The sequence below is a fragment of the Shewanella sp. cp20 genome, from assembly GCF_000832025.1.
Classification (GTDB): domain Bacteria; phylum Pseudomonadota; class Gammaproteobacteria; order Enterobacterales; family Shewanellaceae; genus Shewanella.
The window spans coordinates 39,397-53,933 of record NZ_JPII01000029.1 but is presented as its reverse complement, the minus strand read 5'-3'; the positions used below and the strand labels follow the sequence as shown (position 1 = coordinate 53,933).

Here is a 14,537-nt window from a genome sequence, read left to right as displayed (position 1 = left end):
TTGCAACCTCATTAATTCCTAATCAGCACTGGATTCTCAAGCATGACAGTGGTCGACATTACCTTGCGCCTAAAATGATCCTGAGGAGCTAATATCGTTTTATCACCTAACTGATATTGAGTCTCATTAGTATAGCTAGGATCCTGATCCACAGAGCGAACAAGCAAAAACACTTTTAGTGCCACGATCCGTTGAAATGATTGATTGTCCCACATTACGGTATTCACGTTACCAACGGGCACATAGCGATTAGGAATATCATCACCATCATCATCGACGCCGTACAAAACCCTTAAGTTTTCTATCCCTTCAACGAGTTGTTCCTCATTATTCATTCCATTTGCGACGGTAAGCGTCCTTCTTCTTAAAACAGGAATCGTTCCATCATTTCTTATGAAATAGATATGATGTTGATACTCCCAAAATCGACTATTTGTGAGTACCGGGGTCACTTGATTGCCCGTAAAAAAAATCGCTTGGCTAGAAGTGGTTGCAACATAGTGACTAGACGCATTATTTGGAGCCAAGGTATTGGGCCCAACCAAACGCTTAATTTGCAATACATCTGTATTAGCATTCACCCCAGTAAGACAATTAAAGGTTACGCCACTAACGCCAGCCTCATAACCCCAAATCCGCCTAAAATGCGAAGGTGTACCATTAGGTAAGGTCGCATTATTAACCCCGCCTCCGATACAGTCATTAGGGACAGCAGCAGAGGATATTGTTGTATTATTTCCCACAATAAAGTCAGTGCCGGTCATATCCCCCATGAAGGCAAGCTGACTTATGTCTCGTTCCATAATGGCTAAGGCTATACGGCCATTTTCTTGCAGTTGATTAAACTGACTTGTTGTCGTGACATTAGAAGCAGACATGCTAAACATAGTGAAGATGCCTGCCGATAAAAACAGACTAATAACAAGTGCTACCATCAGCTCAACGAGAGACATCCCTGACTGAGTACGCATAATTAAAATCTTCATCCCGTTTAAATCACCGTTTGAACTGAATAGAGTCGTCGATTTACAGTAGTAGATCCACAATCAGAAGTCGCTGAGGCAATTGAAGTCTCACGAATACCTTTCCAAGCCATGGTAACCAATACACTATTGCCATTAATCACAATACAAGCCGTTGGCGTATCTAACCCTCCAACATTCTGAGTACCTACCTGCTCAGCGGTACCATTGAACAATGTTTGCCACTCATACAGATCCCAAGCAACCATCTCCGAGGACGAACATATTGTAGCTCCTTGACATTGCTTGCTTACTGAACTTGGCACACCACTATAGGTGCCCGCATAGTTTGCTAACTGGGTAGGATTTAACTTCATCCGATTGATAATATCGTTGGCGTAGTATGAAGCTTGGGTCTGCTGAAAAGACTCGAAGCTGCCGCGCTTGGAAACAACATGCAGATTAAATATGCCGATCAGGCCAATAACAAGAATGACGAGCGATACCATCACCTCTATCAGGGAAAACCCTTTCCCACGTTTTACCATGATGTCAAATCTCCGATATTAGCCATACTTTTGACAGTCGCCCCAGCCGTTTAGTCTTTTAAAATCTGAAAGTTAGCATAACTTTAAACTATACTAGTTAATCATAGATTAGTCGAATGTTACTCGCTAGTAATATTAGGTCTAAAAATAAAATTCAATATGCCGAGTGTGATTTTTAGACAATAAAAAAGGAGGCAAGGCCTCCTTTTCTCATCAAAACAGCAAGATACCTATCGCAATTCCGCCGGTACGGCAAACACAGTATCTTCTTTACGCCCTTCGACCTCTGTAATGACACTCGGGGCCAGCTTGGCTATTGCATCGATAACCTGCTGAACGAGGACCTCTGGCGCAGACGCGCCAGCAGTTACGGCGACCTTAGAGATATTGTTAAACCACTCTAATTTTATGTCATCGGCATTGTCGACAAGATAAGACTGGGTGCCCTTCTTGATGGCAAGTTCCATCAAACGGTTCGAATTTGAGCTGTTCTTAGAGCCCACAACAATAAAGAGATCAACATCATCGGCAACATTACGCACCGCATCCTGTCGATTTTGGGTGGCATAGCAGATATCGTCCTTACGCGGCCCTTGGATTGAAGGGAAACGCTTTTGCAGGGCGGCTATCACGTCTGCGGTATCATCCATAGACAAGGTGGTCTGTGTGACGAAGCAGAGGTTATCTGGATCTTTAACCACTAAGGCCTCAACATCGGCGGGGGACTCCACCAACAACACGCCCCCTTCAGGGTTATCGTATTGTCCCATGGTTCCCTCAACCTCAGGATGGCCCGCATGACCGATAAGGATGCACTCAATTCCCTTACGGCTGGCCCTAGTCACCTGAAGGTGTACCTTAGTCACCAAGGGGCATGTCGCATCGAATACTCTCAGACCACGCTTTTTCGCCTCGGCGCGAACCGCCTGAGATACGCCGTGGGCACTGAAGATCACTATGCTGTCGTCTGGCACTTGATCTAGTTCGTCGACAAACACGGCGCCCCTGTCTTTCAAATTCTCCACCACATATCTGTTATGTACCACTTCATGGCGCACATAAATAGGCGGCGAAAACAGCTCGAGCGCTCTTTCGACTATGCTGATGGCCCTGTCAACACCGGCACAAAATCCACGCGGATTAGCCAGTTTGATCTGCAAGCCTTGAGGAGGTTGTGTCATGATTAAAGCTCCTGAACCACTTCCAGTTCGAATGTCACCGAGCGCCCCGCCAACGGATGATTAAGATCGACGGTTACCGAGTCGCCAATCACCTCACGCACTATGCCAGGGATCTCGCTGCCACCAGGACCGGCGAAACTCACGATAACCCCGGTTTCGAGCGTCATATCGGCAGGAAACTTACTTCTGTCGATATGATGAATGGCATCTGGATTTGACTCACCAAAAGCATCGGCGGCGGCCAGGGTAAAGCTATGCTTATCCCCTTGCTTTAGACCCGTGATCTCGGCCTCAAACGCAGGGCTCAGGCTCTGGTCGCCAATGTTTAATTTAGCCGGTTTTCCAGAGGCTTTAGTGCTATCGGCGGTCGAACCGTCCTCCAGCACGATATTCATATGACACAATAATGAACGAGTAACAGTCACGACTTACCCCTTTGCAACGTCTTCGCCGTTTGGCTTACGCTCCGAAATAAACGAATCTAAGATGATGAGCCCTGCGCCAACACAGATCGCCGAATCGGCAATGTTAAAGGCGGGGAAGTGGCTCGTCTTCCAATAAAAATCGAGAAAATCGACCACAAAGCCATGCTGCAATCTGTCGATTAAGTTCCCCAGCGCTCCACCTATCACTAATGTATAGGCCAGATTCAATCTCCACATCCCTTTGGATTGCTTACGTAACCAGACGGTCAGCAAGGTACTAAAACCGACGGCAACCAGGGTAAACAGCCAACGCTGCCACCCTCCGGCATCACTTAAAAAGCTAAAAGCCGCACCATAATTTCTCACATAGGTGAAATTAAAAAATGGCAGCAGGTTAATTGACTCTCTCAGGTCAAAATTGGCTAATACCCATTGTTTGGATAGTTGATCGGCAATAAACACCAATACAACTACCCAATACCAACGTAAGCCACTCTCTTTCCAGCTAGATGGCATTCGACTCCCTTATGCGAACTGACGCTGTTCGCCATCACCTTCGATGTTGGTCACACAGCGGGTACACAGCAGTGGATGCGCTTCGACCTGACCCACATCTTCTCTGTGATGCCAGCAGCGATCGCACTTAGCAGCTTCTGTCTTAGCCACTAATAGCTTCAACCCGGCCAGCTCAGTTTCAACTGCATCGGCACCGGCACCGGCACTAGCCAGTGGTGCAATCTGAGTATTAGAGGTCAGCAGAACGAAACGCAATTCATCGCCAAGCAGCACCAAAGACTCGGTGAGCGCCTCATCGGCGTAGAGAGTCACTTCGGCTTCTAAGGAACCACCGACACGCTGCTCGCGGCGTGCCTGCTCGATGGCCTTGTTCACCTCATCACGAACCGTGATAAGGTTTGCCCAGTAATCATCGCTCAGGTCGCTGTCGAGGGTCACAGAGGCCAGGCCTTCGAACCAGGTCTGAGTAAAGACAAACTCTTCACGCTCACCCGGTAGCGATTGCCATACTTCATCGGCGGTGAAGCTCAGGATAGGCGCAATCCAGCGCACCATGGCTTCGGCGATCAGGAACAGCGCACTTTGACAGCTGCGGCGAGCCAGGCTGTCACGTTTAGCCGTATATTGTCTGTCTTTGATGATATCCAGGTAGAAGCTGCCAAGCTCGACAGAGCAGAACTGCATCAGTTTCTGAGTCACCAAATGGAAGTTGTATTGCTCGTAAGCTTCCAGGATCTCGGTTTGCAAGGCCGCAGCACGACGCACCACCCAGCGATCTAACGCCACCATATCTTCGACGGCAACGGTATCTTTAACCGGGTCAAATCCGTTCAGGTTAGCCAGCAGGAAGCGGGCAGTATTACGGATACGACGATATGCATCGGCGCTGCGCTTGAGGATCTCGTCAGATACCGTCATCTCACCGCTGTAATCGGTCGCCGCCACCCAAAGACGTAGAATGTCTGCGCCAAGCTTGTTGGTGACTTGCAGCGGCGCGATCACGTTACCGATAGACTTAGACATCTTACGGCCCTGGCCATCTACGGTGAAACCGTGAGTCAGCACCTGCTTGTATGGCGCCTTACCACTCATGGCGGTAGAGATCATCAGTGACGACATGAACCAGCCGCGGTGCTGATCGCTACCTTCGAGGTAAAGGTCGACAGGATGACCGTTGTACTCGGGACGTGCGGCAACCACCGACGAGAAAGTTGAACCTGAGTCATACCACACATCTAAGGTATCTGTGACCTTACGATATTGGTCAGCCTCTTCACCCAACAGTTCTGCAGCATCGAGATCCCACCAAGCCTGAATACCTTCTTGCTCGATTCTATGGGCAACACGCTCCATCAGGGCGACGCTATCAGGGTGCAACTCTTCGGTATCACGGTGCACAAACAGGGTAATAGGCACGCCCCAGGTACGCTGGCGAGAGATACACCAATCAGGACGGTTCTCAACCATCTTTTCGATTCGGCTCTGACCCCAGTCAGGGATCCATTGGGTCTTCTCAATTTCACTTAGAGACTGGCTACGAAGCCCTTTTTGATCCATGGAGATGAACCACTGCGGCGTCGCACGGAAGATGATAGGTGTCTTATGGCGCCAGCAGTGTGGGTAGCTGTGACGATAGGCCACATGATTCAGCAGTGCGCCCTTCTCTTCAAGCAGTGCAACTACATTATCGTTAGCCTTAAACACGTGTTGGCCGGCAAAGAACTCGGTGTCTGGCTTATAGACGCCGTTGTCTCCAACAGGGTTAGCCACTTCCAGGCCATATTTTTGACCAATCACAAAGTCGTCCTGACCATGGCCAGGCGCCGTATGAACCACCCCCGTACCTGAGTCGACCGTGACATGGTCACCTATGATGACAGGCACATCGAAATCATAGAAAGGATGCTTAAAGCGCAGCAGTTCAAGGGCCTGCCCTTTCACCGTACCCAGCACGCGGTGTGACTCGGCGCCATAACGCTCAACGCAAGACTCTGCAAGTTCCTGCGCCACGATGATCGCGCGCTTGTTACCTTCTTTAGTGTACTCAACCAGATCGTAATCGATATCGCCCGCCATAGAGAGGCCACGGTTGGCAGGCAGTGTCCAAGGGGTCGTGGTCCAGATAACGGTCGCGACATCGGCTTCACACTGCTCTACACCAAATTTAGCCAGCACAGCCGCTTTGTCGACGGCTAGGAAGGCGACATCTACTGCTGGCGAGGTCTTATCTTCATACTCTACCTCGGCTTCAGCCAGGGCCGAGCCACAATCGGTACACCAATGCACCGGCTTAACACCTTTGTGCAGGTGGCCGTTATCGATAACCTTAGCCAAAGAGCGAACGATGTTGGCCTCGGTGTCGAAGTTCATGGTGAGATAAGGATTCTGCCAGTCGCCCAACACGCCAAGACGGATAAAGTCTTCACGCTGACCATCTACCTGGGCGCTAGCGTACTCACGACACTTTTGACGAAACTCGGCCGCAGACACCTTCTGGCCTGGCTTACCCACTTTCTGCTCGACCTTAAGCTCGATAGGCAGACCGTGACAATCCCAACCAGGAATATAAGGTGCGTCGAAACCCGACAGGGTCTTCGACTTGATAATAATGTCTTTAAGGATCTTATTTACTGAGTGACCAATATGAATACTACCGTTAGCGTACGGTGGGCCATCGTGCAGAATGAATGGCTTGGCACCTGTGCGGCTTTCACGAATCTTTTGGTACAGCTTCTTTTCTGTCCAAGATTTCAACATCTCTGGCTCGCGTTTCGCCAGATTACCACGCATCGGAAACTCAGTTTCCGGCAAGTTTAAAGTAGATTTATAGTCGCTCATTGATCCTATACCGTTAATTTAGCTGATCGCTCTCAGCCTGCATCGCAGCCAAGCAGGGCCTTGGCCCTGTCAGCATCATCTTTAATTTGTAGCTTCAGCGCATCTAATGACTTAAATGGCTGTTCATCCCTAATCTTTGCCACCAGTTCGACTTCGACGGTGCGACCATAGAGGTCTCCATCAAAATCAAACAGATGGACTTCTAACTGACAATTTTGTCCATTGACCGTAGGCCTAAAGCCCACGTTGGCCACCCCTTCATAGATGTCACTGCCATCCCAAAATAGCCTGACGGCAAAGACGCCCCGTACCGGAGACACCTTGCGTTTCAAGGCGATGTTGGCAGTGGGAAAACCTATGGTGCGGCCTATTTTCTCGCCGTGGGCAACTTTGCCGCTCAGCGCATAGGGGTGTCCCAGCAGACGTCTTGCCTGCTCTAGGTTACCTTTAGCGAGCAGCCCCCGAATCTCGGTGGAACTCACCCGCTTATCCCCCAAGATAAAGCTGTGGGTATTGACCACGGCGAAACCATATTTTTCACCGGCGGCCTTCAGCATCTCAAAATTACCGCGGCGCTGCTTGCCAAAACAGAAGTCGTCGCCGACCACCAGATATTTCACCCCCAGCTGCTTCACCAGGAGATCCTCGATAAAGGCTTCGGCGGGCATGGCGGCAAACTTCTGATTAAAATTGACGCAAAGCAGGCGATCGATGCCCAGCTCATCGAGCAAGACAATCTTATCGCGAAGCAGACTCAGCCTGGCCGGGGCATTATCGCCCTTAAATAGCTCTTGCGGCTGAGGCTCGAATGTCATGAGTGTCGCAGGAACCCCATGTTGCTTGGCTTTTTTTACAAGTGCAGCAATGACTTCGGCATGCCCACGATGCACGCCATCAAAGTTACCAATAGTCAGCACGCAGCCCTGGTGTCGGGGTAAAATATTATGTATACCGCGGATCAGTTCCATTACATTCAATAACTAGCAAGCATAAGTTCGCGGATTATATACCAGCTCAAGATGATTATCAGCAATCAAAAGCCAGCTTTCATCCTCCAGGGGCGAATTCCTAACAATAACATAGCCAGCAGATAGACCACAGCCCCCGCACCAATCAAATATGCAAGCTGAGTTGCCCTGCCCACAAAAGAGAGTGTCAGCCAGATATCCATACTAGGTAATAGCTGATATAACACGGTGATCATCAGCGCGGCAGCTACCAAGGTTTTCCCCATAAACACAAAAGTTTGCCTTGAGATTTGGTAAACGCCAGCACGATGTAGGCCGCGATAAAGCAGGCTGGCATTGAGCAGCGCCGATAGCGAGGTCGCTATTGCCAACCCCACATAGCCGAAAGGAAACACAAAAATCAGGTTGAACACCATGTTACTGACCATGGCGACGATACCGTAGCGCACCGGCGTCTTGGTATCCTGACGAGAATAATACCCAGGGGCCAACACCTTGATTAGCATGAAACTCAGCAGCCCCGAACCATAAGCCATCAAACTGTAGGAGGCCATATCGACATCATCTATCGTGAAGGCACCGCGCATAAACAGCACCATCAACATAGGCTTGGCCAACACGATCAGCCCACACATGGCCGGAACCCCCATCAGCAGAATCGCCTTGATCCCCCAATCCATCGTCTTGGCAAAACCATCACCTTCTGCGTTGACATGTTTCTTCGACAGGGCCGGCAAGATAACGGTGGCGATGGCGATCCCAAACAGGCCCAGGGGAAATTCCAGCAGGCGATCTGAGTAATAGAGCCAGCTAATGGATCCCGTCACCAAGAAACTGGCGATAAAGGTATCGAGCAGCAGATTTATCTGCGACACAGAAACGCCAAACAGCGCGGGCAACATCAGGCTGCGAATCTTAACAACCCCCGGATGATGCCAACCCCAGGATGGCTTAACCAAAGCCCTTTCTCTGAGCAAGAAGGGAATTTGAAATAGGAACTGGATAACGCCACCAGCAAAGACGCCCCAGGCCAAACCGATTTCCGGCTGCTCTAGTTTGGGCGCCAAAAATAGTGCGGCGCTGATGATGGCGACATTCAAAAACACAGGCGTAAAGGCTGACACCGCGAAACGGCCTCGGGTATTGAGTATCGAGCCCGCCAAGGCGGTAAAGGTAATAAACCAGAGATAGGGAAAGGTTATCTTCAACATCAATGAGGCCAGCTCAAACTTCTGGCCATTAGGCTCATCGTTTAACCAAGCCAAAAACCAGCCGCCGCCAAACAGGGCCGTTAATAGTGGCGAGGCAATAACACCGACCAAGGTTACCAGAGTCACCACGAGACCGAGTGTGCCGGCCACCTTTGCCAGCAGCTCTCTCACCGCCAGGTCGTCATGTTTCTCTTGATATTCGGTCAATACCGGCACAAAGGCCTGGGCGAAGGCGCCTTCGGCAAATAATCGGCGTAAAAAATTTGGGATCTTATTGGCAAAAAAGAAGACGTCGGCGCTACTCCCTGCTCCCATCAAATTGGCGATAACCACGTCTCGCACTAAACCTAAAACACGAGAAATCAGCGTCATAGCACTCACGATCATGCCTGACTTAAAAAGTTTCTTGCTCAAAGCTCCCCCTGAAACGAGCATCACAGGTGTATCGAGCAAGTTAAAAAGTCGACTTACCCCCTGTCACCAAGCAGCAAATACTGCTAGAATTGCGCCCCATATTACACGAGTTAGGTTGAAGAAGGCCAAGTCTGCTCTGATTAATTTATCTTTAAGATAAAGATCCGATCATTGTCATTGACAAACTGACGAAAAAAAGGCATATTCCTCGACCTTTAAAAATATCTAACCCTTTTAGGAGTTGCACCTTGGCTAATAGCAAGTCTGCAAAGAAGCGCGCGCTTCAATCTGAAAAACGTCGTCAGCACAACGCTAGCCGTCGTTCTATGCTACGTTCTTACGTTAAGAAAGTTATCGCTGCGATCAACACTGGCGATCACAAAGCGGCAACTGAAGCATTCAATGCTGCACAACCAATTGTTGACCGTATGGCGACTAAAGGTCTTATTCACAAGAATAAAGCTGCCCGTCATAAGGCTCGTCTAAACGCTAAGATCAAAGCACTGGCTGCTTAATCTTTTAGCGATATAAAAAAACCGGCTCAGGCCGGTTTTTTTGTACCTGTCGCCCGAGTACTAGGTCAACTTCCTCTCGGTATTACAGGCATAGGCCTAAGCTAAAAAACAAAAAAGCTGATGGCCTACAGCCCATCAGCTTTCTATCTGCGCTATTCTCAAGCCGTTTAATGGCAATAGATAGTGTTAAGTAACTTAATAATTTCAGATACTTCCTTGCTTTTTAGCGAATAAAATACCGTTTGCGCTTCTTTTCGCGTTTCGACCAAATTGTCTTTACGAAGCCATGCTAAGTGTTGCGACAGCGCAGATTGGCTAAGCCCCAGCTTTTTATTCATCTCACCGACGCACATCTCACCTTCGCTCAACAAGTAGCATAAGATGAACAGCCGGCGTTCATTTGCTAAAGCCTTTAGCAATACAACAGCATTATCCGCTCGTTGCTGCATCAATTCTATATTCATTACGAGCAATTTCTCCTAAAACAAACCCCGGCACTAATATAGCGTTGACTTAAAGATATAGTCGGGACATGAAGCACACTTTTTGCTAGATTGTTTTCAAAAATGGGACATACGTAATAAAAATAAAGGAAACTCATGAAAAGCTCCCCTATCACCCTCCTTTCCACGCTCTTTTTTACCGGGTTATTAGCATGCCAAAACGCGTTAGCAACAGACACAAATCAAAGTGTTAGCCAAAAGCTTCAGCAAGAGGCACTCGCATCCAGCCTGGCATTCGATATTGTCGAATCGCTAACTGTCGAGGTAGGCCCAAGACTCGCGGGCAGCGAGAAAGATCTGATCGCCGTTCAGTGGGCAGAGAAAAAACTCACCTCACTTGGGTTCGACAAAGTCTATAAGGAAGCGGTACAGGTGCCCGTATGGCAACGAGGCGAGGCCAAAGCCAATATTGTCTCTCCCTATGCACAGCCGCTGGTGATCACCGCCCTTGGCGGCAGTATCGGCACGCCGGAAGACGGTATCAGCGCGCCAATCGTCCGTTTCGAGACCCTGGATGCCCTTAAACAAGCCGATCCAAGCCAGGTCACAGGAAAAATCGTCTTTATCGATCACATCACCCCAAGGTTCAAGACAGGCAAAGGCTATGGCATGACGGTGGGCGGACGCTCGCGCGGCGCGATTGCGGCGGCAGAGAAAGGCGCGCTAGCCATAGTGATCCGCTCTATCGGCACAGACCATGACAGAATGGCTCATACCGGCATGATGCGCTATCAGGAAGGCGTAGATAAGATCCCAGCAGCGGCCATGTCCAACCCAGATGCGGACTTGATCACCCTGATGCTAAAGCGCGATCCCAATGTCGTGATGCACCTAGAGATGAGCCCCAAGAACCTGGGCTATGCCACATCCTACAACGTGATTGCCGAGGTTACCGGCAGTAGCAAGCCCGACGAGATAGTGCTCATCGGTGCCCATCTAGATTCTTGGGACGAAGGCACCGGTGCCATCGACGACGGCGCAGGTGTAGCCATTGTCACCGCCGCAGGCCACTATATTGCTCAATTACCCACAAAACCAGCTCGCACGGTACGTGTCGTCCTCTACGCAGCCGAAGAGCTAGGGTTAATTGGCGGCAAGAGCTACGCCAAAGAGCATCAAGCGGAACTGGCCAAGCACTATATAGCCGCCGAATCCGACTTTGGTGCAGGACGTATCTATCAAATCGACTTTAACGTCGCCGACAAGGCCTTCGCCGCCGTACAGGCCCATACAAGCTCAATGCAGGATAACGGCGTCGCTCCCGGCAACAACAAGGCCTCTGGTGGCCCCGATGTCTCCATGTTGCCCGGCTACGGAGTCCCGGTTGCATCACTGAGACAAGATGGCAGCGACTATTTCGACTATCACCACACGCCAAACGATACCTTGGATAAAATCGATCCCAAGGCTTTGGCGCAAAATGCCGCCGCCTATGCCCAGTTTGCTTACCTAATGGCCCAGTCTGAAATTGAGCTAAGGCCACTTACCCCTAAGGCAAAATAAATTGTAAGAATCAGCGGCCGCCAGCACCTTAACGCCGGCGACAGACAAAAAAAGCAGCCTATGGCTGCTTTTTTTGTCGCGCTTGCTGAGCCATTAACTGGCTTAGCTTGAGAGTAGACTTTCGCTTCGATTCAATTCTTACCTGACATTAAGCCTGCTCTTCCCTAAGGAATACCGGCTCATTGACGCTCGAGTCTGCCTCGCTGTAGTAATAGCCGGCTGTGTCGAACTTAATCAGCTCATCATAGCGACTCACCTGATTATCCAGCATATAACGCACCATCATGCCGCGGGCCTTCTTGGCGAAGAAGCTAATCACCTTATACTGGCCATTCTTCTTATCCTTAAAGACTGGCGTGATCACCTGTCCCTGGATCTGCTTTGGCTTCACCGCCTTGAAATATTCATTCGACGCCAGATTCACCAGGATATCATCCCCCTGCTCAGCCAGCGCCTTATTAACTTCCTGGGTAACAATATCGCCCCAAAACTGATACAGATTAGCTCCTCGGCCGTTAGCCAGCTTAGTGCCCATCTCCAATCGATAAGCCTGCATCAGATCTAGGGGGCGCAGTAGGCCGTAGAGTCCGGATAAGATGCGCAGATGCTGCTGCGCGCGTTCAAGGCTCGCCTCAGACAGACTATCGGCATCCAGCCCCGTATAGACATCGCCGCGAAAGGCAAACAGCGCCTGCTTCGCATTATCCAAGTTAAAGTCTCTGTTCCACTGGGCGAAGCGCGCGGCGTTGAGACCGGCAATCTTGTCGCTAACCTTCATCAAAGACGCAATATCTGCTGGTGTTAGCTCTCGACACACCTTGATCAACTCTTCACTGTGTTCGAGCAGTGCAGGCATTGTAAAGGTTTGGGTACTTGCTGGCGTTTCATAATCCAGGGTTTTAGCCGGAGAGACTAAGATCAGCATAAATTATCCTTTATTTCTAACATTAAGCGAGGTGACTATCATACTGACGCAGACAATAAAAAACCACGCCCAAAGGACGTGGTTTTTTAGATAGAACTAATAGAAAGCCACGATTAACCCAATATCCCTATACCTCTGGGACGGCAACCGACTCATCTTCTTCTTTAGCCAGTACCCCCGCACTCGGCTTACCCTTCCAGATCTTCTCATCCAGACCATTAAGCTCGGGGAAATGCGCCGCATCGAAGGTTGGCACCTTGCCCGCCTTTAGCTGCAGCTCATAATCTTTGATCACCGCAAAAGCCACCTTAGAAAGCATGACGATGGCGGCAATATTCACCAGCGCCATCATACCCATGGAGACATCGGCGAAATTCCACACCAGCTGCAACGAGGCAACCGACCCCGCCATGACCATGGCCAACACCAAGGCACGGAAGGTATACAGTACCTTCTTACTCTTGCTCAGGAACAGGATGTTGCTCTCCGCATAGCTGTAGTTAGCTATGATAGAAGAGAAACAGAAGAGTATGATGGCAAAGGCAACAAAATAGGCTGCCCATCCACCCACCTCGTTGGTGAGCGCCAACTGCAGCAGGCCGATCCCCTTCTGCTCGCCCGGCGCATCAAGGACGCCTGACAGCAAAATGATGGCGGCAGTCGCGCTACAGATGACTATGGTGTCGACGAATACGCCGATCATCTGCACGAAGCCCTGAGAGGCTGGATGGTTAGGGTTTGGTGATGCTGACGCCGCGATATTGGCCGCACTGCCCATACCCGCTTCGTTAGAAAAGAGTCCCCTGGCGATCCCCGCCATCATGGCGCCCATGGCACCACCGGCGGCCTCTTCCCAACCGAAGGCACTCTTCACGATATAGGCCAGCGCCGCAGGCACCTGATCTAGGTTCATCACCAGCACAACCAAGGCGATAGCCAAATAAGCCACCGCCATCACAGGCACGATAAGCTCAGAAGCCTTAGCCACTTTCTTCAGACCACCGCTGATGATATAGGCCGCAACTGCGACAATCACCAGACCCACCATAGTCTTATCTAACCCAAAGGCATTGTTGAGTGCATCAGTCATGGTGTTGGCCTGGGCGGCGTTGAACGCAAAACCGAAGGCGATGATCAGCAATATCGAGAACAGCGAGCCCATCCAGCGCTTGCCCAAGCCCTGCTCCATATAATAGGCCGGGCCACCGCGATACTGACCGTCGCTGTCTTTTACCTTATAGACTTGAGCCAGAGTCGACTCGATAAAGGCAGTCGCCATCCCAAGCAGGGCGATGAGCCACATCCAGAACACGGCGCCGGCGCCACCGACTGTGATTGCCACCGCGACGCCAGCCATGTTGCCCGTTCCCACACGCGCCGCCATAGAGGTACAAAACACCTGGAACGAGGAAATGCCATTGGTTTTCTCACGGCCTTGCAGCACAAGCTTGCTGCCATGACCAAACATACGTAATTGGATAAAGCCCAATCTCAATGTAAACAACACGCCCGCAGCGACCAGCACGTAAATCAACACACTGCCCCACAGCATGCCGTTTACCGCGTTGATAGTCGAATCGACTAAATTTAATACAGATTCAAACATAGAACTTCTATCACCTTTAGGACGTTTATGGCGGCATAGCCAAACAAGCCGCCATCTTTGTTAAATTTCCTTCCCAATTTGATCGAATAATTTCGGCAGGATTTTCTTTTCGAATTATCCTTTCATGATGCCAAAACAACATGCCTGCCGAATTCGACACGCCAAAATAGCATACCATCAAAAAAGCACCATGTGATACAGATCACACTTACCCATTTACATGACATTGGCATCACGCAATCAGACATAAATAAGCTACTGTATTAACGTAACTAACATGGTGTTTACCACCAAAAATTTAACAATCAGTAAATTTAACGACTTTTCAAAAATAAGATATTGAACACATTTTTGTAATAAAATTACAAATATAGTGCCTCACATGAGCTTTGATTAACTTATTGCTTACTATAAATGGGGTT

The 14,537-nt window shown here is 49.7% G+C and carries 13 protein-coding genes; 2 read left to right on the top strand and 11 right to left on the bottom strand.

The window, feature by feature from the left end; genetic code table 11:
• Nucleotides 1–11: 11 nt before the first annotated feature.
• The 8 genes from DB48_RS11380 to murJ all read right to left on the bottom strand — a co-directional run bounded on the left by DB48_RS11380 (nucleotide 12) and on the right by murJ (nucleotide 9,063).
• Nucleotides 12–986 (bottom strand): PilW family protein, encoded by a 975-nt coding sequence (locus DB48_RS11380; RefSeq protein ID WP_041510406.1) that lies wholly within the window; start codon nucleotides 984–986, stop codon nucleotides 12–14.
• A gap of 5 nt (nucleotides 987–991) precedes the next feature.
• Nucleotides 992–1,510, bottom strand: a complete 519-nt coding sequence (pilV, locus tag DB48_RS11375) for a type IV pilus modification protein PilV (RefSeq protein ID WP_041510405.1) — start codon at nucleotides 1,508–1,510, stop codon at nucleotides 992–994.
• A gap of 230 nt (nucleotides 1,511–1,740) precedes the next feature.
• Complete coding sequence (gene ispH / locus DB48_RS11370) at nucleotides 1,741–2,670, bottom strand: 4-hydroxy-3-methylbut-2-enyl diphosphate reductase (protein WP_200890553.1); 930 nt, start codon at nucleotides 2,668–2,670, stop codon at nucleotides 1,741–1,743.
• Between the two features lie 23 nt (nucleotides 2,671–2,693).
• The gene (gene fkpB / locus DB48_RS11365; protein WP_041510403.1) at nucleotides 2,694–3,116 is read right to left on the bottom strand and encodes an FKBP-type peptidyl-prolyl cis-trans isomerase; all 423 of its coding nucleotides are present in this window, start codon (nucleotides 3,114–3,116) and stop codon (nucleotides 2,694–2,696) included.
• A gap of 3 nt (nucleotides 3,117–3,119) precedes the next feature.
• Entirely contained in the window at nucleotides 3,120–3,632 is a 513-nt protein-coding gene (gene lspA, locus DB48_RS11360) for a signal peptidase II (RefSeq protein WP_041510402.1), read from the bottom strand.
• 9 nt (nucleotides 3,633–3,641) lie between these two features.
• Nucleotides 3,642–6,470 carry an isoleucine--tRNA ligase gene (ileS, locus tag DB48_RS11355; protein WP_041510401.1) on the bottom strand — a complete coding sequence of 943 codons (2,829 nt, stop codon included), beginning with the start codon at nucleotides 6,468–6,470 and terminating at the stop codon, nucleotides 3,642–3,644.
• Nucleotides 6,471–6,502: 32 nt separating this feature from the next.
• Nucleotides 6,503–7,438, bottom strand: a complete 936-nt coding sequence (gene ribF, locus DB48_RS11350) for a bifunctional riboflavin kinase/FAD synthetase (RefSeq protein WP_041510400.1) — start codon at nucleotides 7,436–7,438, stop codon at nucleotides 6,503–6,505.
• A gap of 65 nt (nucleotides 7,439–7,503) precedes the next feature.
• Nucleotides 7,504–9,063 (bottom strand): murein biosynthesis integral membrane protein MurJ, encoded by a 1,560-nt coding sequence (gene murJ / locus DB48_RS11345; RefSeq protein ID WP_041510399.1) that lies wholly within the window; start codon nucleotides 9,061–9,063, stop codon nucleotides 7,504–7,506.
• A gap of 248 nt (nucleotides 9,064–9,311) precedes the next feature.
• Here murJ and rpsT point away from each other — a divergent pair, with 248 nt between their 5' ends.
• Nucleotides 9,312–9,578, top strand: coding sequence for a 30S ribosomal protein S20 (rpsT, locus tag DB48_RS11340; protein WP_011864900.1), 267 nt, complete (start codon nucleotides 9,312–9,314; stop codon nucleotides 9,576–9,578).
• Nucleotides 9,579–9,745: 167 nt separating this feature from the next.
• Here the strand turns inward: rpsT and DB48_RS11335 are convergent, their stop codons facing one another.
• A complete protein-coding gene (locus DB48_RS11335; protein ID WP_011864899.1) occupies nucleotides 9,746–10,042 on the bottom strand; it encodes an ArsR/SmtB family transcription factor in 297 nt (98 codons plus the stop codon).
• Between the two features lie 135 nt (nucleotides 10,043–10,177).
• On the opposite strand from DB48_RS11335, the gene DB48_RS11330 reads away from it, so the two are divergent.
• Nucleotides 10,178–11,584 (top strand): M28 family peptidase, encoded by a 1,407-nt coding sequence (locus DB48_RS11330; protein ID WP_041510398.1) that lies wholly within the window; start codon nucleotides 10,178–10,180, stop codon nucleotides 11,582–11,584.
• Nucleotides 11,585–11,732: 148 nt separating this feature from the next.
• Here the strand turns inward: DB48_RS11330 and yaaA are convergent, their stop codons facing one another.
• Nucleotides 11,733–12,509, bottom strand: coding sequence for a peroxide stress protein YaaA (yaaA, locus tag DB48_RS11325; protein WP_041510397.1), 777 nt, complete (start codon nucleotides 12,507–12,509; stop codon nucleotides 11,733–11,735).
• Nucleotides 12,510–12,636: 127 nt separating this feature from the next.
• Nucleotides 12,637–14,115 carry an alanine/glycine:cation symporter family protein gene (locus tag DB48_RS11320; RefSeq protein WP_041510396.1) on the bottom strand — a complete coding sequence of 493 codons (1,479 nt, stop codon included), beginning with the start codon at nucleotides 14,113–14,115 and terminating at the stop codon, nucleotides 12,637–12,639.
• Between the last annotated feature and the right edge of the window lie 422 nt (nucleotides 14,116–14,537).